This window comes from Enterococcus sp. 6D12_DIV0197 (assembly GCF_002174385.1).
Lineage (GTDB): Bacteria > Bacillota > Bacilli > Lactobacillales > Enterococcaceae > Enterococcus_D > Enterococcus_D casseliflavus.
Genome location: NZ_NIBN01000001.1, coordinates 509,999 through 534,824, shown reverse-complemented (window position 1 = coordinate 534,824; position 24,826 = coordinate 509,999). Strand labels below are relative to the sequence as shown.

Below are 24,826 nucleotides of genomic sequence, written 5' to 3'. Positions count from 1 at the left end.
TTCTATTCTTTTACTGCACCGGCCATCATACCGCCGATAAAGTGTTTTTGAAGCAATGGATATATAATTAAAATTGGCACTGTCGTGATGACGATCGTAGCCAACTGAACCCCACGGGTCGTTGCTTGGACGATAAAGTCGGTACTACCGCTTTCAGTCATCGTACTCAAGTTGGATTGGACGATGATTTCATAAATCTTCATTTGCAGCGGATAGAGATACTCTTTTGTGATATACAGTTTTGTTGTCATAAAATCGTTCCATTGGCCAACCCCGTTGAACAAGATGATGGTTGCCAATGCCGGTTTCGTTAATGGTAAGAAGATTTTATAGAAGATTTGGAATTCACTTGCACCGTCGATCTTCGCCGATTCTTCGAGTGAAGGCGGAATCTCACGGAAAAAGTTCATTAAAATCACGACATCATAGTAGCTGAACAAAGCTGGAATAATGTAGACCCAGAAAGAATCCAGTAATCCTAGCGAGCGAATCAGCAAGTACGTTGGAATCATCCCACCACTGAAGTACATGGTGATGACCCCCATCGTTGTATAAATGTTGCGGCCGACCAAGCGTGATTTACTCAATCCGTAAGCCACGATCGCACAAAACAAGGTATGGGTCGCAGCCCCAAGAACCGTTTTTAACACTGAGATCAAGAAGGCACGGGGGATACTTGCGTCAGAAAAAACTTTCCGATAGTTTTCCCAGGTAAAGCCTTTGGGCCATAACACGAGGCCGTTGCCCGCTAATCCAGAACTAGAAGACACGGAGGAAACCAAGATATTCCAAATCGGTACGATGATCATCAATGAGAATAAAATCAAGATCACGGTATTGAAGAAGTAAAACCACGTGTTTTCTTTTGCTTTTCTTTTGATCATGTTTTTTCCTCCTATAAGATAACTGAATTGCCGTTGTTCAACTTGCGGGTCACTCGATCCGTGATCACCAATAAGATGACAGAAATGACCGCGATCCCCAAGCCGACAGCAGTTGCATAAGAGAAATCACCTTGCGTCAACCCCATTTTATAAACGAAGGAGTTGATGACTTCTGAACGGTTTTGGTTCTGTGAATTCATTAAAACTAATGTTTGATCTAGGTTTGACCCTAAGATACCGCTCACATTCAGAATCAAGTTTAAGGAGATGATCGGTGTCAGTAATGGCAATGTGATTGAACGAATCTGTCTTAGCTTGCTGGCACCATCGATTCGTGCGGCTTCATAAAACGTTGGATCGATCCGCGACATACCTGCCAAGTAAAGGATCGTTCCCCAGCCGACTTCTTTCCATAGATCAGAAAGGACCGCGATCCACCAATATTTGCTTGGATCCAATAGATGATTGACCCCTTTGTCCATCAATCCTACAGACATCAGCACTTGGTTGATAAAGCCGTTCGTTGACAGCCAAGAAATCATCATCCCACCTAGCACGATCCATGAGAAAAAATGGGGAATGTATGAAACCGTTTGAATAAATTTCTTCAAGCGGCCATCTTGCATTTCAAAAATCATAATGGCTAACACAATCGGGATCGCAAAACCTAAACCTAATTTCAATAAGCTGATGGCTAACGTATTTCTAACCGCTTCCCAGAAAAAACTGTCATTCATAATGATACGGAAATTCTCTAACCCGACCCATGGTGCTGATGAAATCGTGTCAATCACCGTATAGTTTTTGAAAGCGATTATAATTCCGTAGATCGGAATATAATTAAATACGATCATAAATGCCACGCCGGGAAAAACCATCCAGTGAAGCTGTCGTTGACTATAAAACTTTTGCAGTTTACTCATACACAAAATCTCCTTCTTTCTATCCTCGCAACACTACGTATATCTCCACATTTTGGTGAAACGTTTCTACAAAAAGATTATATCCGCTGCCAATCGAAAATGCAAGCCTTTCCAATTATTTTTTTCAGCATTTCTTTTTTCACAAATTTCGTTGGGTTTCTCACAAATACAAAAGCTTTTATATCAGCTTTTTCAAAAGAAATCTTTTTTCCAAACATTTCCTTTTAATCAAATTTCACAAATATTGCATTTTTTCAACATCGATTGATTCTCAGAAATCATTAAAAAATAAAAAGAAACGTTTCACCAAAAACACAAAAAAGCAGCAACCATCGTTGATTGCTGCTTCGTTCTATTCACTTCTTTGGGGATAGCCAAAATGGTCATAGGCTAACGGCGTTGCGATCCGCCCACGCGAGGTGCGTTTCAAAAATCCTTTTTGGATCAAAAACGGTTCGTACATATCTTCCACTGTTTCGGTTTCTTCCCCGATATTGACAGCGATCGTACTTAATCCCACCGGGCCGCCTTGATACAATTCGATCATCGTGCGGATCAATTTCTGATCGATATAATCCAAGCCAGCATGATCGACTGCCAAAAGCGCCAATGCCTGGTCAGCAACGGTGCGATCGATCAATCCATCTGCTTGCACTTGCGCATAATCGCGAACTCGTTTAAGCAACCGGTTGGCAATCCGTGGAGTGCCTCGGGACCGGCGGGCGATTTCGATCGCCCCTTCTTCCACGATATCCGTTTCAAAGATCGACGCAGTCCGCTGCACGATCTCTTTTAAATCATGGTCTTCATAAAATTGCATATGAGAAATGATCCCGAAGCGATCCCGTAGTGGCGCCGAGAGCATCCCCGCCCGCGTCGTTGCGCCGACTAAGGTAAATGGCGGGAGTGGAAAATGAACTGGGTGAGCCGTTGTCCCTTGCCCCACCATGATATCTACATAAAAATCTTCCATTGCCGAATAAAGCATTTCTTCGGCGACACGAGGCAAGCGATGGATCTCATCGATAAACAGAACATCCCCTGGCTGTAGCTCATTCAAGATCGCAATCAAATCCCCTGGTTTTTCGATCGCAGGACCGCTGGTCGTCTTGATTTGGACCTGCATCTCGTTGGCGATCACCATTGCCATCGTTGTTTTCCCTAAGCCTGGCGGACCATATAAGAGGACATGATCCAACGCTTCTTCTCGATTTTTCGCCGCTTGGATATAAATCGAAAGCTCCTGCTTGACTTTGTCTTGTCCGATATATTGCGCAAGGGTTTGCGGACGCAAGGATTTTTCGATGATCTCTTCTTGTTCAGTGCTTTCTGGCGAAACAATTCGTTCATCCATCGTCTACTTGCTCCTTACTTTTTCATCATCAATCGGAGAGCTTCCCGCAAGTACTCATCCGTCGATTTTGTGGTATTCGCCGCTAATTGTTTTTCGGCTTTCTTGACTTCTTTTTCGCTATAACCCAATGCTTTCAAGGCTTCCATCGCTTCATCTAAAGCAGTCGTTGCTACGCTTAGAGGAACGATCGCTTCTTCTCCAACCAGTTCAGCCACTTTGCCTTTCAAGTCTAGGATCATTTGCTGCGCCGTCTTTTTACCGACACCTGGGAACTTAGTCAAATAGTTGACGTCCCCATTTTCGACTGCCGTGATCAACCCTGTATGGTCTTCATTGGCCATGATTGCTAACGCACTCTTTGGTCCAATACCTGAGACACTGATCAATTTTAAAAACAACTGCTTGCCTTCGATCGTGGCAAAGCCGTAGAGACTATGAGCATCTTCACGAATCACTTGGTGCAGATAGATTTTTACTTCTTGGTTCAACTTGCCGCTAAATGAATACGGATTGCCAAAAGCGATCTGATAGCCGATGCCATGGGTCTCAACGACGATATACGCCGGAAAGATATCCGTTACTTTTCCTATGATATATTCGTACATGTGCTTTCCTTTCTGTACATATGTTCCCTTTATTGTAGCACAGACGAGAGGGCAAAAAAAGGACTGTGAACGAAGGAAAAGGCTTAGCAGGAAACAAACGGAGGAAAAACCGTTGTTTCAGTCGCATTTTTTCAAACGAGACATGCTGCTGCGTCTTTTTTTCGCACACAGTTCCTAATACTTACTCAACGAGTGATTTGAATTCGCCATAGCCTTTTTCATCCATTTCTGCTAAAGGGATGAACTTCAATGCTGCCGAGTTGATACAATAGCGCAAACCGCCTTTGTCCTGAGGACCGTCTGAAAAAACATGTCCTAAATGAGAGTCAGCTTCTTTGCTGCGGACTTCTACCCGATGCATGCCGTGAGAAAAATCGGCTTTTTCTTGAATATCTTGGCGACTGATCGGTTTCGAAAAGGACGGCCAGCCACAACCTGCGTCATATTTATCAGTAGAAGCAAACAATGGTTCTCCGTTGACGATATCAACATAGATCCCTTTTTCATAAAAATCATCATACTCGCCAGTAAAGGGGCGTTCGGTTGCATTTTCTTGGGTCACCGCATATTCGATCGGCGACAATTTTTCTTTTAATTCTTTTTTATCTGTCATTTTTTCACCTGCTTTTCCTCTAGACTCATCCTGTATGCTCTATCATGCCTTTTTTCTTAGCGAATGTAAAATGACTTGCTCAAATTGTTTAAGGGTTTTGCAGCTTTTGCCAACGAGTCGTTGGTTCCGCAAAGTGGTAGAAATGCGGTTGGTCTTTTGTATAGATTTCTTCGGTTAAGACAGCTTCTGGCAAGTTGCCAAACAACCCAGCCGCAAAAAAATAGGTGTGTGCTTCTTTGAGGTAAAAGAACAGGCTCGAGCCGCATTGACTGCAGAATCCTCGCTGTGCCCACTCAGAAGAATCGTAACGTCGCAGCCACTTCGCTCCTTGAAGAGTCATCTGGTCCTCAGCGCATGGCGCAAGAGCAAACATCGGTCCGCCATGAAATTTCTGGCAGAGACTACAATGACAAACCGTGATTTCTTTCGCAACTCCCGTCAAGTTGATCGTGACTTTGCCGCAAAGACAACTACCAGAAACATCCATCCTTATTCCTCCTCCGTAAACTCTTGCAACAACTGATAGACCGTAGCGACAGGAAATCCTACGATCGTATAAAAATCGCCGTTTATCGATGAGACAAATATTTTGGCTGCCCCTTGGATCCCATAGGCGCCCGCTTTGTCTTGGTACTCATCTAAGGCAAGATACTTGTCGATCTCTTGATCCGTCAAAGGACGAAACACAACTTCCGTCGAAACCACTGCTTGGCGTTGCTGTTTGCCTTTTTGCAAAACGACGGCGGTATGCACCCAATGGGTATGTCCGCTCATTTTTCGCAACATCGACCGAGCATCTTTACGGTCGACTGGCTTTCCTAAGATTTCTTCACCCACCACGACCGTCGTATCGCTCGCGATCACCAGATCTTCAGGATAGGTTTGCGCAATAGCCGCCGCTTTTTCTGCTGCCATCCTTTGGACATAAGGGATCGCAGCTTCGTTTGGTCGGACCGACTCGTCGATATCTGCTGGTATGACCGCAAATTCCGAGACTAACTCTGCTAATAATTCTTTGCGCCGCGGCGACTGTGAAGCCAAAATAATCATTCCATGCCACTCCTTGCTCGATGAGGATCTTGAATCCGTTTGAACATCCGCTCCATGTCGCTGTTGGTGAAATGGATCAGCACCGGACGACCATGGGGACAGTTGAAGGGATTCTCGCATTTCGCTAAATCTTGCAACAAGATCCTAGCTTGTGCTTCATTCAAATAGTGATTGGCTTTGATGGATCGTTTGCAGCTCATCATGATCGCGGTTGCTTCACGAAACTTTTTGACACTGACACTTCCTGTCGTCAATAACATATCGATCATCTCGCGGATGATGCCTTCTTCTTCACCGCTAGGGTACCACGTCGGGTGCGCTCGGACGATGAAACTATTGATCCCAAAAGATTCCAGATGGATCCCGACTTCTGCCAGCTTGTCGCTTTGTTCTTGTAATTGCAGTGCATCGCTGTTGGGATAATCCAAAACGATCGGCACCAACAATTCTTGCAGGTCATTGGTCACTTCGCCGATTTTTTCGCGGTAATACTCGTATTTGATTCGTTCTTGCGCCGCATGCTGGTCGACGATATAAAGCCCCGCCTCGCTTTGGGCAAACAAATAGGTCCCATGCATCTGCCCAAAATAATCCAATTGGGGAAAACGCTCCTTCGCTGGTTCTTCTTCCAGCAACCGTTCGACCGTTTTTAGGTAGTTGCGGTCATCCCCATGCATTTCAGGATGCAGAGTCGCTTGACTTTGCAGATCTTGCGCCGTAAGCTCTGGCGTCTCATCTGGGAGAAAGACTGGCGCTTCTGGCAGCGACGCTTTTGTTTCCGTCTGGCCTTCCACAAATGGTTTTCGGACAGGCTTATTTGGCAGCGTCTCTTCCAAACTGCGAAAGGTTTCCTCGGTTTCTTCCAAAAGGTTGTCGCTAGATTCCTGTGGCATTTCTGGAAGTTTTCCACCTTCCTCCACAGGTTTTTCCACAGAGTTATCCACAGTCTGTTGATAAGTGTTGCCCTGCACCTCAAATTTCCCTGTTTCGCGATTATAAGACAACCCAGAAGTCGAATTTCCTGCTGACTCCAGTTCCAAGCCAAGCTGCTGGGCTTTTGGCTGATCGGCAACTTTTTTCTTAAAACGCAGATTGTCAGCCGCGTTAGGAATCAAATTGATTTCCCGCAGCGCCTCATTGATGGCTTTACTGATTAGCTTGGTCAATTCTTCTTCTTTTGACAAACGAACTTCTTGCTTAGTCGGATGAACGTTGACATCGACTAATAAGGGGTCCATTTTGATTTCAAGGACAGCTAATGGAAAACGACCGACCATCAATTTTGATCCGTAACCAGCAACGATCGCTTTATTCAAAGCGAAGTTGCGAATATAACGACCATTGATGATCGTGGATAAATAGTTGCGGCTGGCTCGGGTGACTTCTGGCAGTGACACAAAGCCAGTGACTTTAAAGTCGAGGTCCTCAGTATCGATCGCGATCATTTTTTTGGCGGTTTCCACCCCGTAGATCCCTGCGATGGTTTGTTTTAACTGCCCACTTCCAGTGGTGCTCAACATCTTATTGCCTTCATGAACGAGACGAAAAGCCACTTCTGGGTGGCTCAGGGCGATCCGATTGACGATATCGCCGATGTTCGCTAGTTCCGTTTGCAGCGTCTTGACATATTTCAAACGTGCCGGTGTATTGTAAAAGAGGTTTTCCACAGTGATCTTGGTTCCTTGCCGCAAGTTGGCAGGCAGATGCTCTTCAACAGCGCCGCCTTTTAAGCGCACAAAGGAGCCTTGTTGGGCGCCTTTGACTGCCGTTTCAATCGAGAGGATTGAAACCGAAGCGATACTAGGCAAAGCTTCCCCGCGAAACCCGAGGGTACGTATTCGAAACAAGTCATCCCGATTGTGGATTTTACTGGTGGCGTGGCGTTTAAAGGCAGTCAAGACATCCTCTTCTGCAATTCCTTCGCCATTATCGATGACTTGGATTTTACGCAAGCCCGCTTCTTCAATAAAAATATCGATTTGGGTACTGCCGGCATCCACGGCGTTTTCAACTAATTCTTTGACGACAGAAGCCGGTCGCTCAACGACTTCTCCTGCCGCGATTTGGTTCGCCAGACGTTCGGATAACTCTTGGATCTTTCCCATCTGCTGACCTTCTTTCTAAATTCGTTTTTGCAGCTCGTACAATGTATTCAGAGCATCCATCGGGGTCATTTCCAACAGATTCAATTTCTTCAATTGATCGATGACGCCGATTTCTTCCGTAGATACTTCACTAAACAACGACAACTGCTGACTTTCTTCGACGACGGGTTTTGGCTGTACCGTCGGTTCATGTTCTTCCAGCGCTTTTAAGATCGTGGCTGCGCGCTGTAAGAGTGCACTTGGCAGTCCAGCGATTTTGGCTACATGGATCCCATAGCTTTTATCTGCGGGCCCTTCCATCATCTTATGCAAGAAGACGACTTCGCCTTCTTTTTCAACGGCACCAACATGGACATTACGCAAGTGCGCCAATTCCTCATCTAAAACCGTCAGCTCATGATAATGGGTGGAGAAAAGTGTTTTGGCATGAACTTCTTTGTGGATATATTCAATGATGGCTTGTGCCAATGCCATCCCATCATAGGTCGCAGTCCCACGCCCTAACTCATCAAACAAAATCAAGCTGTTAGGCGTTGCATGACGCAGCGCTTGGTTGGCTTCCATCATCTCCACCATAAACGTGCTTTGACCGGCGATCAGGTCATCGCTGGCACCGATGCGAGTAAAGATCCGATCAAAAATCGGCATCTCTGCAGATTGTGCGGGTACGAAACAGCCGATCTGCGCCATAATGACTAGCAAGGCAAACTGCCGCATGTACGTACTTTTCCCAGACATATTTGGGCCTGTGATCAACAAGATCTCTGTTTCTTCATCCATCACGATACTATTCGGAATGTACTCTTGGTGACCAAGGACTTTTTCCACTACAGGATGACGGCCGTCGATGATCGATACCGCTCGTTTTTTCGCTACTGTCGGCCGCACGTATTGGTAGCGTTCCGAAACTGTGGCGAAACTTTGTAAGACATCGACCGCACTGACGGCTTTGGCTAACTTTTGTAGACGGGTGATACTCTTTTTCACTTCTTCACGGACGTCAAGAAACAGGCGGTATTCCAAATCCACCGATTTCTCTTCGGCTTCTAAAATCAAAGTCTCCAGTTTTTTCAACTCGGGGGAAATAAACCGTTCCGCATTGGCTAACGTTTGCTTGCGCTCGTAGCGAGAGGTATCTAAATTCACTAGATTGGCTTTCGTGATCTCAATGTAATAGCCAAAGACGCGGTTGAACCCAACTTTCAGGTTTTTGACTCCCGTCGCTTGGCGTTCGTTGGCTTCTAATTCCGCCAGCCATTGCTTGCCGTTACGCATCGCTGTACGGTATTCATCTAATTGTTGATGTAACCCATCTTTTATAATGTTGCCTTCCGTGATCTGTAACGGGGCATCTTCATCGATCGCAGCTTCGATCAGTGCAACCAAATCATCTAGGGGCGTTAATTCCAGCAGCAAGTCATTCCACTCGCCACGGTTGATGCCTTGCAGCAATTGCGCGATCAAAGGCACTTGCTCCAAAGAAGATTTCAACTGCAGCAAATCGCGGCCATTGACATTTCCGAAGGCGACCCGTCCGACTAAGCGTTCCATGTCATAGACTTTCGTCAACGCTTCTTGCAGATCTGCTCGCTCAAAGAAACTGTCCAGTAACGATTGGACCATTTCTTGGCGGGCAGTGATTTTCTTTGGCTGGATCAAGGGACGGTCCAACCATTGCTTTAACAAACGGCCACCCATTGCGGTTTTTGTCTCGTCCAACAACCACAAAAGAGTCCCTTGTTTTTTGCCAGTTCGAATCGACTGCGTCAATTCTAAGTTGAATTTGGAATAATGATCCATTTTCAAGGCATGATCGGGCTGATATTCCACGGCTTGTTGAATATGCGCTAAACTGCGTTTTTGGGTGATCGCCAAATAACTTAGCAACTTCCCTGTGACTACTTTTTCTAACTCTTGGGAGAGAGGTTCTGTTAAAAATTGAAATTCGGCATTTTCTTCCAACGTTTCTTGCTTAGAAAACACGACATTCAAGCGATTGGTCAGTGTTGTTTGCAATGACTCAGGGATCTCGCTGCACAAAACGACTTCTTTCGTTTGCAGAGCGGCGGCCTCATTGACGACAGCTTCTTCATCTTCCAATTGCGCTGCTTTTAATTCACCGGTACTTAGATCGACATAGGCAAAGCCAAAACGCTCCCCTTGCTGCAAAACAGCTGTCAAAAAGTTGTTTTCTTTGGCGGATAGGCCTTTGCTGTCCATCACCGTTCCCGGCGTGATCAGTTGAACGACTTCGCGTTTGACCATTCCTTTGGTGGTTTTTGGATCTTCCACTTGCTCACAAATCGCTACTTTGTAGCCTTGCTCGATCAAGGTGTCGATGTAATTGCTGGCAGCGTGGTAAGGCACCCCACACATAGGGATCGGTTCCTCCGCATTTTTGTTGCGGCTGGTTAACGTCAGTTCTAAAATTTGTGCTGCCTTGACAGCATCCTCATTAAATAATTCATAGAAATCCCCTAAACGATAGAATAAAAAAGCATCTTGGTACTGAGCCTTGATGCTTAAATACTGTTCCATCATCGGGGTATTTTTAGTTTTTTGAGGCATTGGTTTCATCCTCCTCGATGGCTTTATTCATTTTCTTTTGGATCTCCGTCGTGACATATTGCAGCAATTCATCTGCTTGCAGTAACGCTTGGCGATAAGCAACCACTAAAGGATGCTGCTCGTATTCGTTTGTCAATGACGCATAACGCTGCTCGGCAGCTTTTTTTGCTTCGGGTTTCTCATAATGCTCAAATTGAACGATTTCTTTTTGCGCTTGCTTCAGCGCTTCTTCCAGCTCCAATAGCCCTTGGTTTTGCAAGGCTCGTGCTTGAATTTCTTGAAATTCTTGAACGATCGGATGATCAGACAAGAGCCTTTGCAAAGCAGCCAGCTCTTGGGCAACGTGTGGTTCCTTGGCTAATTGCTCTTCCATGCTTCTCCTATTCTGTAAATGGGCGATCTTCACTGATTTGGATCGGACGGATCGATTTTGCTTTACCAGTGGCTTCATCAATCTCAAGCAAGCAAGCCGACAAAATACTGCGGCCTTTTTCAATCACTTCAAACCGTTGCGGCAACGCCGTCAAAAATTTTTCAATGACTGGTTCGCGTTTCATCCCCAAGATCCCATCATAAGGACCAGTCATGCCGACATCTGACAAATAAGCTGTTCCTTGGGGCAAAATCCGCGCATCATTGGTCTGGACGTGGGTATGCGTGCCGACGACTGCCGAAACACGGCCATCCAAATACCAGCCCATCGCTTGTTTTTCGCTGGTGGTCTCCCCATGAAAATCCACAAAGATAAACGGTGTACGTTTGCGGGCAATCGCAACCAGTTCATCCATTTTGCGAAACGGATCATCAAGGTCTACCATGAACGAGCGAGCTTGCATGTTGATTACCGCTAATTCAATGGTGTTGACTTTCACAAATACCATGCCGACGCCCGGTGTTCCCTCTGGAAAATTGGCTGGACGAATCATTTTCTTCGCATCGCCAATAAATTCAAAAATGTCACGGTTGTCCCATGTATGATTGCCTAGTGTCACGACATCGACACCATCTTGCAAAAATTTCTTATAGATTTTACCAGTGATCCCACGACCCGCCGCAGCATTCTCGCCGTTTGCGATCGTCACCTGTGGTCGATACGCCTTTTTTAATTTTGGAAGGTACTCCGTGATCGTTTCTCTTCCTAATGAACCAACTACATCTCCAATGAATAATACCCGCACACATTTTTCCTCTTCTCTTTTAGCTTCTTTTCTATTATAAGGGTTTTGGTCCAGAAAAAAAAGGTTCTTTCACTTGCGGTTCTTCCCTGCAGCAGGACAAAAAAACACGCTAGACTCTTTCGCATCAGTCTAGCGTGTCGCTTAATTCTCTTAGGAAACAGTGGTGTCCTCTTGTCCTACGTGTTCTACGATCGCCACGATCAAATCACGGGCTTTTTCCATCGCTTCCACGGTAATAAATTCATACTGGCCATGGAAGTTTTCACCGCCGACAAATAAGTTCGGTGTTGGGATCCCTTTATAGGTGATTTTCGAGCCGTCGGTCCCGCACGAAACGGTGCTTCGATCGGCGTCACGCCAATCGCTTGCATCCCTGCTCGGGCAGCTTCGATACTGCGGGGATCTTTCTTGATCAAATCCCCCATATTGTAATATTGGTCATACAGCGTATAGGTGATACGTTCTTGCCCATAGGCTGTGTTCAGTTCATCAATGATCCCCACGATGTCGGCTTTTCGCTGTTCAAAAAGCGTATGATCGTGATCACGAATGATATAAGAAACTTCTGCTCGACCAATATGTCCCGTCAAATTGTGCAGCAGGTAGAAGCCTTCATACCCGCGGGTGCGTTCAGGAACTTCCTCTGCTGGTAAGGCATCATCGATTTGATGCGCGATTTTCAAGGCGTTGACCAAACGACCATAGGCAGTCCCAGGATGCACACTCGTACCGTCGATCGTTATATCGATACGAGCCGCATTAAAGGTTTCATACTCCATATGGCCCACGCGACCACTGTCCATCGTGTAAGCAAATGCTACTGGAAAATCCGCCGCATCAAAGCGATCAGCGCCAGTCCCGATCTCTTCGTCAGGACCAAAAGCGACCCAGACATCGCCACGCTTATGCGCATCCATCGTTTGTAAGATCCGCAGCGCATCAATGATCTCTGCGATACCAGCTTTATCATCTGCACCCAGCAGGGTCGTTCCATCCGTTGTGATCAACGTTTCGCCGACATAGTCTTTGAGATTAGGAAATTCAGCAGTTGTCATATAAATGGCTTTTTCTTTATTTAAACAAACATCCTTGCCATCGTAATTTTCATGGATCTGCGGTTGAATATTTTCAGCTTCGAAATCTGCCGTATCTACATGGGCAATAAAGCCAATCGCCGTTTTTTCAGGATTACCAGGTAGACGTCCGATCACAAAACTATTCTTTTCATAGTAAGCAACATCCGCTAATCCCATCTCGATCAACTGATCTTTCAATAAAAGAGCCAACTCAACTTGTCCCTGCGTCGTTGGGATGGTCTGACTCGTGGCATCCGAGCGAGTATTCATTTTTGCATAGGTCAAAAAATCCTTTAAGATTGCTTTCAATTCTGCACGTCCTTTTTCTTCAATTCTTCTACTATCTTTATAACGACAGGGGACGATTGTCCGTTTCGTGGATCACTTGTCGAAAATCAGCAAAGCCAGCTGCTAAGCCGCGCAGCAAGATCTCTGCCGTTCCCATATTGGTGGCTAAAGGAATCTCGTACACGTCTGACAAGCGAATCAATGCCGTTACATCTGGTTCATGGGGTTGTGCGGCTAAAGGATCGCGCAAAAAGATCACCATGTCCAAGTCATCTTGCGAAATCATGGCGCCAATTTGCTGGTCTCCTCCCAGCGGCCCTGATTTGTAGCGGTGGACAGGCAACTGGGTTGCTTCTTCGATCCTCTTCCCCGTAGTTCCTGTTGCGAAAAGTTCATGCTGCGCTAAAATTTCTCGATAGGCAGTCACTAATTTTACCATTACATCCTTTTTTCGATCATGAGCAATCAATGCGATTTTCATTTGCTGCATTCCCCCTTTTTTCTATTGTACCAATTTATTTTCTTTGCGACCGAGAAAAAACAAAAAAACATAGCACAGATGCCGCAAATCGACTGTGCTATGTCTAAAGGATTCCTTTTTAAATCAGTTGTAATTCTTTCAAGGCTAACCAGATACCATCTTCATCATTGCTAGCGGTCACCATATCTGCGACTTGTTGGATCTCAGGGACCGCATTGCCCATTGCCACACCGACACCTGCGGCAGTCAGCATTTCACGATCGTTTTGGCCATCACCAAAACAGATCACATCTTCTTGCGCTATCCCTAATTGTTCTGCGACACACAGGATCGTTGCTGCTTTGGAGCCTTCTTTTGGAACGACATCCACACTGTTTTCATGCCAACGTACAAAACGCAGTTTGCTGTATTTCTCGTCAAAGAAATGCTCATACTCTTTTCCGTAAAAAGCCAATGCTTGATAGACTTCTTTTTCTTCAGGAAAGTCCATGTCCAACTCAGGAAGTTGGGCACCAAAGGAATGCATCGCTGCTTCCATTTTAGCAATATCCAACGAAGACGCTCGTTTCGCTGTATCCATCCCGACAAAGGCCGTATCGATCCCAAGCTCTTGGGCTTCTGCCACGAAAGCAGCCAATTGCGTTTCATCGAGCAAATTTTTATACACCTGCTGATGCGAAAGAAAGGCGGCTGCCCCATTACATAAAATGTAATTATCAAAGGACAATGAACGAATAATGTCTTGGGCGTGAAACCGACTGCGCCCAGTGGCAACGGTCACGAAATGGCCAGCATCTCGCAGAAGGTCAAGGGCTTTTAGCGTACTGTCTAGTGGCTGTTTGTTCGAGTCAAGCAAGGTTCCATCAATATCAAAGGCAAAGAATTTCCGATTCATAAAAGGTTAAGGCTCGCTTTCTATTAAGAAGTAACTAAGGTTTTGGTCTTGGTTGCGGTCATTTTTACAAAAAACAGCAAGAAAAACCGTACATACTTATTCTTAACACAAATGACCGCTGATTTCAACGCTCCGTTAAGGGATGATAGCTTCTTCCTGGAGAAATGTTAGAGAAAAGAAAAAAAGAAGCATCGCTGCTTCTTTTTGTAGGTTCTGATTAGTCGACATAGGTCGATTTTGAGTTGTTCAACCATGCATAGCCAAGTCCCATGACCAAGCCACCGCCGATATAGTTACCAATAAAGGCAAAAACTAAATTATGGATCACACTGCCGGCAGTCATGCCTGCCAAATGTCCGCCTGAAGCCCAAAAAGCTAAGGTAAACGCTGGGAAGTTAGCGATGACGTGTTCGAAGCCTAAGAAAGCAAAGATGAAGATGATGAAAATGATTGCTGCGACTTTTCCAGCATCGTCTTTCATCCGCATGCTTACCAACACGGCTGTGTTTACCACGATATTAGCGAACATCGCTTCCACTAAAATTTGGATAGTGGATTTTTCTAATTTTGCAGTGATCGAGGTCAGCATAAAGTTGTCTGCGGTCAGCCCTTGAAAAGGTCCCGTTAGCGCAACGATCGAGCCGAAGATCACCCCGCCGATCAAGTTGAACAAGACACACGTAAGCAAAATTTTCAATGCCAAAGGAATACTTAGACGTTTACGGTAAACCCCAACAGTCATATACAACATATTCGATGTTCCTAATTCTGCGTTCATATAAAGAATCATGACTAAAGACCAGCTAAACATAAATGCATACAAAATTTTTCCTAACCCGTGAACCATTGATTCACCTTTCATAGCGATCGCAAAAGCAATAGCTGTTCCGAGGGTCAAGAATAAACAAGCCATCATCGCACGTACAGCGTAACGCAAATAACTACTCTTGATCAAATCGATTTTCTTTTCTATGGATGAATCGATCTTCTCAAATAATGGGGATACTGGATTCATTTTTCTACTCCTTTTATGAAAAATTTTACTTCGTTATAATTTGCACAATACTTCCATATTCTAATGACGAAATGCTGATTTGTAAAGAGATATTTGAAAATATAAGTAATTAATGAAAAATTTCAAGCTTTGTTTTCATCAAATCCAAAGCCAGCTCCATCTTGACTTTTGCCCCTAGTTTGTCGTATACTATTCCTTGTGTAAAATAATGCAGCAGGAAAATAACAGCTCGTCACCAGTTCGTTGCCCCTCGGGTGCAATTGCGTAACCGCGGCTGCAAAGGTGAAGATTGAAGAACGAACTGCACGAATGTGAGTTTTTCAACGGATTATTTTACTCCAAACTATTTTATTGGAGGAACTAAATTATGTCTCGTTATACAGGACCATCATGGAAAATTTCTCGTCGTTTAGGAATTTCTTTATCAGAAACTGGAAAAGAATTGGCACGTCGCCCTTACGCTCCAGGTCAACACGGACCAAACAGCCGTGGCAAAAAATCAGAATACGGTATGCAATTAACTGAAAAACAAAAATTGCGTCATATGTATGGCATGAACGAACGTCAATTCCGTACATTGTTTATCAAAGCAAGCAAAATCAAAGAAGGTAAACACGGTGTTAACTTCATGATCTTGCTAGAACAACGCTTAGATAACGTTGTTTACCGTCTAGGTTTAGCAACTACTCGTCGTCAAGCACGTCAATTAGTAAACCACGGTCACGTTTTAGTTGATGGCAAACGCGTTGATATCCCTTCATACCACGTTGAAGTTGGACAAGTCATCAGCGTTCGTGAAAAATCACAAAACATCTCAACAATCAAAGAAGCAGTTGAAGCAACAGCTGGCCGCGCGTCATTTGTAAGCTTTGATAGCGAAAAATTAGAAGGTTCATTAACTCGTTTACCTGAGCGTGATGAATTGTCTGCAGAAGTTGACGAAGCACTAGTCGTTGAATTCTACAACCAAAAACTTTAAGATTTCAACCGACACGATTCCTTTTGGGAATCGTGTTTTTTTGTGGACTCAACGGATTTACGGATCCCTTTAAGAAGACCCTTAAAAAAATACAAAAAAACCGACAATGATACATCGCTGTATTCATTTGCCGGTTTTGTTCCTATTTTAGATAAAGTTCGCAACAGATTCGCCTTCTTCTTGCTTTTGGCGATAATTAAACATGAGCAGCTCTGTTTGGCGACGTTTGAAAATGATCTTTCGTAAGTTTCGTGGCACGAATTTACGAATGTCTTCTTCATTGTACCCCACTTGGAGCTTGTTCTCATCTAAGATAATGGGTCGTTTCAATAAGTTCGGGTATTTTTCGATCAATGAAAGCAGCTCTTCTAGCTTCAACTCTTCTAAATCAATGTCTAGCTTTTGGTACACTTTCGAACGAGTAGATATAATGTCTTCCGTTCCATTTTTCGTTAAAGAAAGAATCTCCATTAGTTCATCACTATTTAATGGATCGCTAAAAATGTTTCTCTCTTTAAATGGTAGTTCATTTTCGGTCAACCATGCACGGGCTTTACGACATGACGTACAGCTGGGTGTTGTATATAGTGATATCATTTGTTCATTCTTCCTTTCTCTTTGATGTACTTCGATTTTTTGTTTGGTGCTCAACCTTCGATTTGATCGATCGTTTCCTGTTTGACGATATCGGCGATTCGAATATTGATCTCTTTGACTTTCAAAGAAGTCAAGCGGCTAATTTCTTCTAAGACCACTTCTTGGACTTGCGCAAAGAGTTTGGGGATATCTTTGCCGTAAGCCACGATTACTTCCAAATCAACTGCAACCTCTTCTTTGCCAACTTCCACATCAATGCCAGAAGCGACTTGCGGCTGTTCTTCAAGGTTTTCGGTCATATCTGAAAGAAATCTGCCATTTACACTAATCAAGCCATCAATTGACTGCAAAGCGACACCAACAATTGTTTCAATGACTTTCTCTTCAAAGGACAGTGGACTTGCTTGCGCTGCTTCATTAGACACATTCGTTGTTTGCTGATCGTCAGTCATTTTTCACACTCCTTGGTTAAATAAGAAAGGATACTAGAGACATCGCAAAGTCGCATACACGACCTTGTCTAAAGTGGACATTCCTCTTGGGAATTTTTTTCCCTACCTTTCTAGCATAAATTCTTTTTGTTTTTTTTACAAAGAAAAACACTTGTTTTCGGAATAAATTTATCGTGCAAGATAAAATGAATGCGCTAAAAAAATCTCAAAGCGTAATTTTCCTGAAATGATTCGTTTTTCTTGACAAAAAAAAAGAAAGCATCTACAACGCTCTCTTTTTTTCGTGTTATTTTGACAAAACTTCCAACGGATCAATCAGTTGGTGTCGCGCTAAACTTGGTGAAAGACTGACTTCAAAATGCAAGTGCGGGCCTGTACTGTTCCCAGTACTTCCCATAGAAGCAATCACCTCGCCTTGTTCGACCGTTTGACCGACTTCCACTAAATTGCGATGATTGTGGGCATACAATGTCGTCAGCCCATCTTTGTGCTCAATGGCAACATAATTTCCCCATGAAGAATGATATTCTGAGCGGATCACCGTTCCTGAAAGACTAGCCATTATTGGCGTTCCTTGTGGTGACGCGAAGTCCACTCCACGATGAAACCCATTGCCTCGCGGACCAAAGACAGAGGAGACAACTGGATTGCTGACAGGATAGATCATCTTTTCGCTGCCTGTCGGTAATTCTGGTTTCTCTTTGTCATAACTCGTCAGGGCATACGCTTCAATCAGCGCATTCAACTTCTCATTGTATTGTGTATCTGATGCATAACGTCCGGTCAGATATTCCGTAGCATCTTCATAAGATTCTGTTTCTGATTTCCAAACACCTTTATAAAAATTCGGATTGTGGTCCAATCCTTCTTTCAACAATTTCGCATAATCTTTCAAAGAAGATTCGATGCTGTCATATTGGCGAAAAGTGGCATGAACTGTGTATAAATTACCAGAACCATCGTCTTCTTGCGTTTGGAAGGAAATCCCATTCCCTTCATAAAGTCCCTTAATACCAAATAGGTTATAAAAAGGCTCTTGGCTCAGACGGCTTCTTCCGCTGCCAGACTCTAAAATCGCTTGGGCAATCATGACCGATGCGTAAAGATCTTCTTCTTGTCCAACTTTACGAGCATCTTCTCCAATCTCCATAATAAAGTCCCACGTTTCTTTGACTGGCGTGACTTCAAATTTTGCTGGCTCATCTTCTTGCGGCGGCGTTACCGTCAACTCTGGTACATTCGGTACTTCTTTGATGTCAGGCGAAGGCTGGCTTGGTGTTGATTCTGGCTCTGGATTTGGTTCTGGTTCTGGATTTGGTGCTGGATTTGGTGCTGGTTCTTCTGGTTCTGGCACCGGCTCAGGTGTTGGTTCTGGTTCTGGATTCGGCTCAGGATCAGGATTTGGTGTCGGCTCTTCTGGTTCTGGTGTTGGTTCTGGTGTCGGGGTTGGTTCTGGTTCTGGCAAAGGTTCTGGTGTTGGCTGTTCAGGAGCAGGTGTTGACTCTCCTGGAACTACTTCGCCGTTTTCTCCTGGTACCGTTGCGGCATCTTCAGGGACCAAGCCCATGGTTGGCCCGTTCACTCCCGGAACCGTTGACTCAGCTGTATTTTGACCTGCAGTAGACTCGTTCGTCAAAACAGATGCCGCAGCCGATACTGGCAGCATTGTTGAAAATTGACTGGTAATAATGGCAATCGCCATCCATTTTTTTATTTTCATTCGTGAACTTTCCTCCTTTATTCCTCCCTCTATCATACAAAAAATGCAAGAAACTTTGTAATCAATTTTTGCATTCCTATATGAAAAACGAGAAAAACTTGATTTTTCGCTACTCTTCCCTATCTTTAATTACGCACAAGAAGTTCCTCTTGCTTGCAAAAAAACAAAAAACAACGGTGCTGTTCTTCACCGTTGTTTTTTATGCGAATGAGCGCTAAGAAATTCAGACGATTCTTTTCGTTGATCGCTCAATGACGATGGGATTTTGAGTAAGCGTCAGTTTCTTTTGATAGACTTGTAGTTGAATACCACTACCCTTTATTAGCGAAATTTTGATTGCCTGATGTTTGACTGACACGTCAATCAAACATTGGTTATACGTAATTTTGAATGTATATTTTTTCCAGTCTGCTGGAATTGTGGGGGCTATTTTTATTCCTTCTCCATCAGTTCTCACGCCACCAAATCCATAGACGATATTCATCCAAGCTGCAGCAATCGAAGTCATATGCAATCCTTCACGAGTATTACGATTGAAATTATCTAGATCCATTCTAGTGGCAAATTCAAAAAAATGATAAGCTTCATTTTCCATGCCCAATTCTGCCGCCAAAATAGAATGAATCGAAGGTGACAGCGAGGATTCGTGAATCGTCCTTGGTTCATAGTAATCATAGTTGACTTGCTTTTCCGCTTTCGGAAAAGATTGGTTATACAAGAAAAGAAACATTAAGACATCTGGTTGTTTGATCATATTGTTACGATAGATTCGATCGTAGGACCAATGATCATAAAGCGGGAACTCTTCGATGGGAATCGACCGGATATCCACATGAGGTAATTTGAAAAAACCATCATGTTGTTCAAACAAACCATACTCCGTTTTTAAAATAAGCATTTCTTTGCTACAAATTTGCCAGTAGCCAATCTCCTTTTCACTCAAACCATGCGCTGATAGAAGGATACTATATCTAGTTTCATCACTCGTTTTCAATTTTTTCAATACCTCTACAGTATAATCGAATGTTCTTTTCGCCATATAATTTGTATACGTGTTGTGATTTACCATCATCTGAAATTCATCTGGTCCCATCACCCCAAAAAAGCCAAATTCACCTTCTGGAGACCAATCACCTCTAGAAGCCAAAAAGCGTGAAATTTCAATCAGCATTTCGATTCCGTGTCCATACAAAAATTCAGTATCTTTTGCTACCTGCATGTAGTGCCAGATACCATAAGCAACAGCAGTGCTTGGCTGAAACTGAAGGCTGGCATGCTGCCAAAGATCGCTGGCTTCGTTCCCATTCAATGTAGCGATGGGATAACACGCTCCTTGGCAATCAAGCTGGCGTGCTCGTTTTTTTGCTTCCGCCAAAGTATGATAGCGAAATTCTAATAAATTTTTTGCTGCATCAAGATTTGTCAATAAGTAAAAAGGAAGGCAGGAAGTTTCCGTATCCCAAAAAGCATGGCCACCGTATGCTTCACCAGTGAGCCCTTTCGCACCAATATTATGACTAGGATCTTGACCATGGTATGTTTGATGTAGCTGAAAGATGCAGTAGCGAATCCCTTGTTGATTACTTGGATCACCATCGATTTGGATGTCTTCCTTAGCCCAAACATTTTGCCAATAGGTGCGACTCTTTCGTTCCATCTCATCAAAGGAAAGACTTTTTTCCAGATCGGTGAGACAATGGTGTTTTAGTTGATTTAAATCAAGTCCGGTTTTATCGGCAATATTTACCGCATTTCGGTTTACTTGAAAGTTCATCCCTTCTTCTAGTTTAACGTTAAACTTGCGGCCGATAAATTTATCCCTTTCCACAAGTTGCGTGTCGAGGGACTCAGTGGCGGATAAAGAAAAGCCAGCATAAATGGTTTGCTTGGTGCTTCTTGTTTCTGCTGCTAAAAACGCATGCCTATTTGAAGATTCTTTTTCTCGTTCCACCCAAAAATTTTGACCTTCAGATAGATGGCTCGTGGCAAAGTCAATCCCCATCAAAATTGAGATGGATGGACTACCTTCAATGACTTTTAACGAGATCTGCTGATACCCTAATGATACCGTTTCTCTATCTAGTGAACGTACAAAAGTCACTTTTAATTTGATATCCTTCTCAGGTTTCCAATAAAAACTACGAGTCATGATACCTGTTCTAAGATCAAGTCGTCGTTGAAAAGATTCGATATCTGAATAAGCTAAATCTAGTAACACCTCACCACACCAAATTCTGGTATATAGCCAATCGACCGCATTGACCATAAAATGACTCCTCGAAATGATCCCCTTATACTTTACGCGGTTTTCCTTAGGGCTATTTTCGTAGATTCCATTGAAGTAGCTACCTAGCAATCGTTCTCCCGAATATCCTTCTTCAAAATAACCACGGATGCCCATATATTCATTTGCCAAAGAAAAGATCGATTCGGACACTTCACTTCGTTCTTTATCAAACCCTTCTTCTGAAACACTCCACGGATCAACCGTATAGTATCTATCTGCAATTTTCCCCATAACACGTTCCTTTCTAGTATGTTGTTTTTCTTACAATCAATTTCCCATTGAGTAATGTGATTTGCGGTTCATTCGAATGGTTATCAATGATATTGACCAAGGTAGTCATGGCTGCTTCCCCTTTTTTAATCTGATCTAATCTGATCGTAGTTAACGGAGGATCATTTAAAGCTGCATAACGGATATCATCAAAGCTGATGATCGACAGTTTCTTTTCATAAAAAATAGCTTCTTGTTTTAATTTATGAATAAACTTGATCGCTAAGTAGTCTGCTGTAACGAGCACTGCTTGAAACTTGTCTATGCTGCTGATCATTGTTGCTTGTTGTTCTTCTGTATACTCTAATCCCCCATCAGGCTTTATACCAAAATCCTGCAAAGCCTGATGATAGCCTAGATACCTTTGTTGAATAACCGATGTCTTTGATTGATCAAATTCATAGGACAAAAAGCCGATCTTAGTCAGACCCTTTTCAAGTAAAAAGGCAGTCGCTTCATATGCCGCTTTTTGATCATTCGTATTAATAAAAAAACTATTCGGATAGTCCGTGATTCGATTGAACACTTCATCCTCTAGATGCGTATCAATGAAAACGATTGGGACCTGGACAATCCGATTGACTTCTTCAAATAATTCTTGACTAAATCCTACTGCAATAAACCCATCAAATTTCCAATTTTTCTGTAATTCTCCAATATCATCTGTTTTGGTCACGCTATGGACGAGTGTAAAAAAGCTGTGCTCTTTTGTCACTCGCTGTATGCCATCTAGAACTTCTGTCACAAAAGGGTCCGCAAAGTCCAAATTTTTTTGATCTGAAAAATACAGTACCCCAATTAAGCGAGAAGAAGATTTGACTAACGCTCGTGCATTCATATTTGGTGAATAATTATATTTTTTTATGATCCCTTCGATCATTTCTATCTTATCTTGGGACACACGGTGCGCTTTTTTATTTATAACATTCGAGACTGTCGTCACACTGACCCCTGCTTCTTCTGCAATTTTTTTAATTGTAATCCTCATGCGCTTTGTCCTTTCGATAGTACTTGTTTTTCCTTATTATACCGCATTGTCGAGAAGCATCAATCAAAGGATAGCCAACAAGAATGGGTACCCTTTATTAGAACAATGACAATTTAAGAAAGTGGACTCTTTCCTCCTTGAGTTCTTCTTACGCTCTCTATTTTGTAGGACAAAAGGGCACAGCACATGGATCAAGGTCTCTAGCTAACTACGAACTCATCAAATTTCTTGGGGTTCAGCGATGGTTCGCTCAGTCTTTTGATACATTTTTTTTAAGAGCAGATTATTGATCAATGAAGTCATGGCGAACCCACCAAACGTATAAACGTAAATAGCAGTCAACAATCTTTCGGGACTACTCAAGCTAAAATACATCATCATACTATTAAAGAGCAACAGCAAACCCGCTTGCTTCCCATTTTGAATTGCTATCAGCAAACAGTTCTTGATACTACGCCACACACCATCTTCATATCTACCAATATAAGAAAATAGCATGACAAACAATAATAAGAGACAGACAATGAAAGGGAATAAAATGGCTAAGCCAATCACCCTAAAGACTATAGCTTGAAGGGTAAACAAATAGAAATTGAGTGAAAAGATCGTTGTAAAAAAAAGAATACCTAACCAAATAATTGTTGCTTCAAAAAAATCCCTTTTTATCGTAGAAAAGTAGTGTCGCACAAGCCCTTCTTCTTGGCCCGCCAGTATTTTTTGCCAACAAGTGTTCATGGCTGTCAAAGAGACGCCGATTGTAAGGATCGGCAGACTAGTAAGAAGAAATAAGCCATTAAGCAAGCATATATCGGTAATCCTTGTTAATCCTTTCATCAATGGCGTATCAAATCGAAACAAAGTTTTCATGTATACTCCTTTCACCTAGAATAGGAAGGCTGAAGCAGTATTTCTACTTCAGCCCGCACGATCTAATTTATAATTGCTGAGTATCGATCAAAGGCATCATTTTGGATCCCCATAAACTCTTCGATCCCCATTGCGTTCAATTGTTCCAGATAGCTCTCCCATTCTTCTTCAATTCCGCCTTCTACTACCCATTTGGCAGCCATTTGCGAAGCATAAGAACTAATATCTACATAAAGTGCTGACAACCGAGCCAATTCTTCTTGCGAGTAAATCACATTCGGAAATGCAGGTTGGACGTATTGATTGATTTCACTATCAAGAATCAATTTCAATCCATCCCCTTGTGTTTCATCAATCGTCACACGCTCATTAAATTGATCATCCACATATTTTGGTCCAAAATCGCGCAATGAATTGATCCAAGCCCATTCATCCGCTGATTTCCCATCCTGTGGTGGTAAAACTGTATACTGGTCCCCGTTTTTCTCAACACCAACACCAAATGAGCCATAAAAGGTTTGAATACTTGCATCATCTGTATAGAATTGATCAGCCCACTTTAAGAGCGCAGCAGGATTTTCACAACTCGTTGTTATCATAAACTCATTCCGACCGTAGTTATAATGATCTGGATCGGATATGACATAGCGTTGTCCATCTGGTCCTTTCAATGGTGGTAGTGCAACATACTCCTCAGCATGTAAGCCAAACGTTGCATCCGCCGTCCATCCAGCAGCCACCCCTACAAGAGCGGTATCTTTATTCATTCGTTTCGCATCACTCATGGATGTATCTTGGGTAAACAATTCTGGATCAATTAACCCAGCTTGATACGCCTCACTCATCCAAGCAATGCCATCACGATAGGTTTCTTCCATGCGTAAGTAGATTGGTTTTCCATCCTTCATTGACATTTCGTACGTATTGTCAGCTCCAAGCCGATTGTTAAACGGTAAAATGAATGAGAAGGTTTCACTAAAGTTTCCGACACCATACGGGATCTCATCCGTTGCATCTCCATTTCCATTGGCGTCCTCTTCTTTAAAAGCTGTTAAGACATCAATAAAATCTTCATACGTATCAGGCATCTCCAAGCCAAGATTATCAAGCCATGTTTGATTGATAAATAGTTGGTTCGCAATGAGCGGACGCATCGGTAGTTTTTTCGGTAAGCTATAGATATGCCCGTCTGGAGAGGTGATCATTGCTTTAATTTTCGGATCTTCCGACATGATGCGAGTAAGATTAGGCATGTTTTCTGCAATCAAGTCTTCTAAAGGGATAAACACATCTTGATTTTGGGCTATTTCGGCATCATTAAAGGTGATTGACCCTAAAAAGGCATCTGGCAAATCGCCTCCAGCCATCAAAACCGACTTTCTCTCACCCCAATCTGCTGAAAGATGAATATCCCATTCGATTTGAATCCCTGCATTTTCTTCTGCTTCTTCTAAAAAGCCTTTTGTAAAATCATCTCCCCAGTCTGACCAGCGAACAGTGGTGATTTTAAATTGATTCGTGTCACTTCCTTGCTCCTCTACGGCTCCTTCATTTCCACAGCCAGTCATCATCCCTAAAATTCCTAAAGAACAAAACAAATACCTCCATTTAAACTGTTTCATCATCATTCC

The 24,826-nt window shown here is 43.2% G+C and carries 22 protein-coding genes and 1 pseudogene; 1 reads left to right on the top strand and 22 read right to left on the bottom strand.

The features are described 5' to 3' along the window. Nucleotides 1-2: 2 nt before the first annotated feature. The 15 genes and pseudogenes from A5867_RS02625 to A5867_RS02555 form a co-directional block, all read right to left on the bottom strand. Nucleotides 3-884, bottom strand: coding sequence for an ABC transporter permease subunit (locus tag A5867_RS02625; protein WP_005227173.1), 882 nt, complete (start codon nucleotides 882-884; stop codon nucleotides 3-5). Between the two features lie 11 nt (nucleotides 885-895). After that, nucleotides 896-1,807 carry an ABC transporter permease subunit gene (locus tag A5867_RS02620; RefSeq protein ID WP_005232388.1) on the bottom strand — a complete coding sequence of 304 codons (912 nt, stop codon included), beginning with the start codon at nucleotides 1,805-1,807 and terminating at the stop codon, nucleotides 896-898. Between the two features lie 352 nt (nucleotides 1,808-2,159). Beyond that, nucleotides 2,160-3,161 carry a Holliday junction branch migration DNA helicase RuvB gene (gene ruvB / locus A5867_RS02615; RefSeq protein ID WP_060792407.1) on the bottom strand — a complete coding sequence of 334 codons (1,002 nt, stop codon included), beginning with the start codon at nucleotides 3,159-3,161 and terminating at the stop codon, nucleotides 2,160-2,162. Between the two features lie 14 nt (nucleotides 3,162-3,175). After that, nucleotides 3,176-3,766: a Holliday junction branch migration protein RuvA gene (ruvA, locus tag A5867_RS02610; RefSeq protein WP_005232405.1), complete on the bottom strand. Its 591-nt coding sequence runs from the start codon at nucleotides 3,764-3,766 to the stop codon at nucleotides 3,176-3,178. A 181-nt stretch (nucleotides 3,767-3,947) separates the two neighbouring features. Beyond that, nucleotides 3,948-4,379 (bottom strand): peptide-methionine (R)-S-oxide reductase MsrB, encoded by a 432-nt coding sequence (gene msrB, locus A5867_RS02605; RefSeq protein WP_008376288.1) that lies wholly within the window; start codon nucleotides 4,377-4,379, stop codon nucleotides 3,948-3,950. Between the two features lie 88 nt (nucleotides 4,380-4,467). Continuing rightward, nucleotides 4,468-4,866 carry a GFA family protein gene (locus A5867_RS02600; RefSeq protein WP_087626802.1) on the bottom strand — a complete coding sequence of 133 codons (399 nt, stop codon included), beginning with the start codon at nucleotides 4,864-4,866 and terminating at the stop codon, nucleotides 4,468-4,470. Between the two features lie 2 nt (nucleotides 4,867-4,868). After that, on the bottom strand, nucleotides 4,869-5,429 hold the full coding sequence (locus A5867_RS02595) for a Maf family protein (RefSeq protein ID WP_087626801.1): 561 nt from the start codon (nucleotides 5,427-5,429) through the stop codon (nucleotides 4,869-4,871). After that, entirely contained in the window at nucleotides 5,426-7,534 is a 2,109-nt protein-coding gene (gene mutL / locus A5867_RS02590; RefSeq protein ID WP_087626800.1) for a DNA mismatch repair endonuclease MutL, read from the bottom strand. The genes A5867_RS02595 and mutL overlap by 4 nt, the downstream gene beginning before the upstream one ends. A gap of 15 nt (nucleotides 7,535-7,549) precedes the next feature. Further along, nucleotides 7,550-10,102: a DNA mismatch repair protein MutS gene (gene mutS / locus A5867_RS02585; protein ID WP_087626799.1), complete on the bottom strand. Its 2,553-nt coding sequence runs from the start codon at nucleotides 10,100-10,102 to the stop codon at nucleotides 7,550-7,552. Continuing rightward, nucleotides 10,086-10,475: a YlbF family regulator gene (locus A5867_RS02580; protein WP_010748643.1), complete on the bottom strand. Its 390-nt coding sequence runs from the start codon at nucleotides 10,473-10,475 to the stop codon at nucleotides 10,086-10,088. Before A5867_RS02580 ends, mutS begins: the two co-directional genes overlap by 17 nt. Nucleotides 10,476-10,482: 7 nt before the next feature. Then, complete coding sequence (locus A5867_RS02575; RefSeq protein ID WP_010748642.1) at nucleotides 10,483-11,280, bottom strand: TIGR00282 family metallophosphoesterase; 798 nt, start codon at nucleotides 11,278-11,280, stop codon at nucleotides 10,483-10,485. 150 nt (nucleotides 11,281-11,430) lie between these two features. Next, nucleotides 11,431-12,665 (bottom strand): annotated as a pseudogene (gene pepT, locus A5867_RS02570) (peptidase T). A 37-nt stretch (nucleotides 12,666-12,702) separates the two neighbouring features. After that, on the bottom strand, nucleotides 12,703-13,125 hold the full coding sequence (locus tag A5867_RS02565) for a methylglyoxal synthase (protein ID WP_008376307.1): 423 nt from the start codon (nucleotides 13,123-13,125) through the stop codon (nucleotides 12,703-12,705). Nucleotides 13,126-13,243: 118 nt separating this feature from the next. Then, the gene (locus A5867_RS02560) at nucleotides 13,244-14,020 is read right to left on the bottom strand and encodes a Cof-type HAD-IIB family hydrolase (protein ID WP_005227160.1); all 777 of its coding nucleotides are present in this window, start codon (nucleotides 14,018-14,020) and stop codon (nucleotides 13,244-13,246) included. 217 nt (nucleotides 14,021-14,237) lie between these two features. Then, on the bottom strand, nucleotides 14,238-15,035 hold the full coding sequence (locus tag A5867_RS02555; RefSeq protein ID WP_060792410.1) for a formate/nitrite transporter family protein: 798 nt from the start codon (nucleotides 15,033-15,035) through the stop codon (nucleotides 14,238-14,240). 367 nt (nucleotides 15,036-15,402) lie between these two features. Here A5867_RS02555 and rpsD point away from each other — a divergent pair, with 367 nt between their 5' ends. Continuing rightward, the gene (rpsD, locus tag A5867_RS02550; RefSeq protein WP_005227158.1) at nucleotides 15,403-16,014 is read left to right on the top strand and encodes a 30S ribosomal protein S4; all 612 of its coding nucleotides are present in this window, start codon (nucleotides 15,403-15,405) and stop codon (nucleotides 16,012-16,014) included. 147 nt (nucleotides 16,015-16,161) lie between these two features. Here rpsD and spx read toward each other — a convergent pair whose 3' ends face one another. From spx to A5867_RS02515, 7 genes are all read right to left on the bottom strand, one after another. Further along, complete coding sequence (gene spx, locus A5867_RS02545) at nucleotides 16,162-16,611, bottom strand: transcriptional regulator Spx (protein WP_010748641.1); 450 nt, start codon at nucleotides 16,609-16,611, stop codon at nucleotides 16,162-16,164. Between the two features lie 50 nt (nucleotides 16,612-16,661). After that, nucleotides 16,662-17,063 carry an Asp23/Gls24 family envelope stress response protein gene (locus A5867_RS02540; RefSeq protein WP_005227156.1) on the bottom strand — a complete coding sequence of 134 codons (402 nt, stop codon included), beginning with the start codon at nucleotides 17,061-17,063 and terminating at the stop codon, nucleotides 16,662-16,664. A gap of 286 nt (nucleotides 17,064-17,349) precedes the next feature. After that, the gene (locus A5867_RS02535) at nucleotides 17,350-18,783 is read right to left on the bottom strand and encodes a peptidoglycan DD-metalloendopeptidase family protein (protein ID WP_241655684.1); all 1,434 of its coding nucleotides are present in this window, start codon (nucleotides 18,781-18,783) and stop codon (nucleotides 17,350-17,352) included. 223 nt (nucleotides 18,784-19,006) lie between these two features. Next, nucleotides 19,007-21,301 (bottom strand): glycosyl hydrolase family 65 protein, encoded by a 2,295-nt coding sequence (locus A5867_RS02530; protein WP_087626797.1) that lies wholly within the window; start codon nucleotides 21,299-21,301, stop codon nucleotides 19,007-19,009. Between the two features lie 13 nt (nucleotides 21,302-21,314). Further along, nucleotides 21,315-22,328, bottom strand: coding sequence for a LacI family DNA-binding transcriptional regulator (locus A5867_RS02525; RefSeq protein ID WP_087626796.1), 1,014 nt, complete (start codon nucleotides 22,326-22,328; stop codon nucleotides 21,315-21,317). Between the two features lie 219 nt (nucleotides 22,329-22,547). Next, nucleotides 22,548-23,195 carry a DUF624 domain-containing protein gene (locus A5867_RS02520; RefSeq protein WP_087626795.1) on the bottom strand — a complete coding sequence of 216 codons (648 nt, stop codon included), beginning with the start codon at nucleotides 23,193-23,195 and terminating at the stop codon, nucleotides 22,548-22,550. 62 nt (nucleotides 23,196-23,257) lie between these two features. After that, complete coding sequence (locus A5867_RS02515; protein ID WP_087626794.1) at nucleotides 23,258-24,823, bottom strand: extracellular solute-binding protein; 1,566 nt, start codon at nucleotides 24,821-24,823, stop codon at nucleotides 23,258-23,260. Between the last annotated feature and the right edge of the window lie 3 nt (nucleotides 24,824-24,826).

Bases quoted from the DNA above. Each gene is read 5' to 3' on its own strand.
- A5867_RS02600 (WP_087626802.1), bottom strand. From the start codon at position 4,866: ATGGATGTTTCTGGTAGTTGTCTTTGCGGCAAAGTCACGATCAACTTG.
- spx (WP_010748641.1), bottom strand. From the start codon at position 16,611: ATGATATCACTATATACAACACCCAGCTGTACGTCATGTCGTAAAGCC.
- A5867_RS02620 (WP_005232388.1), bottom strand. From the start codon at position 1,807: ATGAGTAAACTGCAAAAGTTTTATAGTCAACGACAGCTTCACTGGATG.
- A5867_RS02535 (WP_241655684.1), bottom strand. From the start codon at position 18,783: ATGAAAATAAAAAAATGGATGGCGATTGCCATTATTACCAGTCAATTT.
- A5867_RS02595 (WP_087626801.1), bottom strand. From the start codon at position 5,429: ATGATTATTTTGGCTTCACAGTCGCCGCGGCGCAAAGAATTATTAGCA.
- rpsD (WP_005227158.1), top strand. From the start codon at position 15,403: ATGTCTCGTTATACAGGACCATCATGGAAAATTTCTCGTCGTTTAGGA.
- A5867_RS02565 (WP_008376307.1), bottom strand. From the start codon at position 13,125: ATGAAAATCGCATTGATTGCTCATGATCGAAAAAAGGATGTAATGGTA.
- mutS (WP_087626799.1), bottom strand. From the start codon at position 10,102: ATGCCTCAAAAAACTAAAAATACCCCGATGATGGAACAGTATTTAAGC.
- A5867_RS02625 (WP_005227173.1), bottom strand. From the start codon at position 884: ATGATCAAAAGAAAAGCAAAAGAAAACACGTGGTTTTACTTCTTCAAT.
- A5867_RS02515 (WP_087626794.1), bottom strand. From the start codon at position 24,823: ATGATGATGAAACAGTTTAAATGGAGGTATTTGTTTTGTTCTTTAGGA.
- A5867_RS02530 (WP_087626797.1), bottom strand. From the start codon at position 21,301: ATGGGGAAAATTGCAGATAGATACTATACGGTTGATCCGTGGAGTGTT.
- A5867_RS02560 (WP_005227160.1), bottom strand. From the start codon at position 14,020: ATGAATCGGAAATTCTTTGCCTTTGATATTGATGGAACCTTGCTTGAC.
- A5867_RS02580 (WP_010748643.1), bottom strand. From the start codon at position 10,475: ATGGAAGAGCAATTAGCCAAGGAACCACACGTTGCCCAAGAGCTGGCT.
- msrB (WP_008376288.1), bottom strand. From the start codon at position 4,379: ATGACAGATAAAAAAGAATTAAAAGAAAAATTGTCGCCGATCGAATAT.
- A5867_RS02525 (WP_087626796.1), bottom strand. From the start codon at position 22,328: ATGAGGATTACAATTAAAAAAATTGCAGAAGAAGCAGGGGTCAGTGTG.
- A5867_RS02540 (WP_005227156.1), bottom strand. From the start codon at position 17,063: ATGACTGACGATCAGCAAACAACGAATGTGTCTAATGAAGCAGCGCAA.
- A5867_RS02520 (WP_087626795.1), bottom strand. From the start codon at position 23,195: ATGAAAACTTTGTTTCGATTTGATACGCCATTGATGAAAGGATTAACA.
- mutL (WP_087626800.1), bottom strand. From the start codon at position 7,534: ATGGGAAAGATCCAAGAGTTATCCGAACGTCTGGCGAACCAAATCGCG.
- ruvA (WP_005232405.1), bottom strand. From the start codon at position 3,766: ATGTACGAATATATCATAGGAAAAGTAACGGATATCTTTCCGGCGTAT.
- ruvB (WP_060792407.1), bottom strand. From the start codon at position 3,161: ATGGATGAACGAATTGTTTCGCCAGAAAGCACTGAACAAGAAGAGATC.
- A5867_RS02555 (WP_060792410.1), bottom strand. From the start codon at position 15,035: ATGAATCCAGTATCCCCATTATTTGAGAAGATCGATTCATCCATAGAA.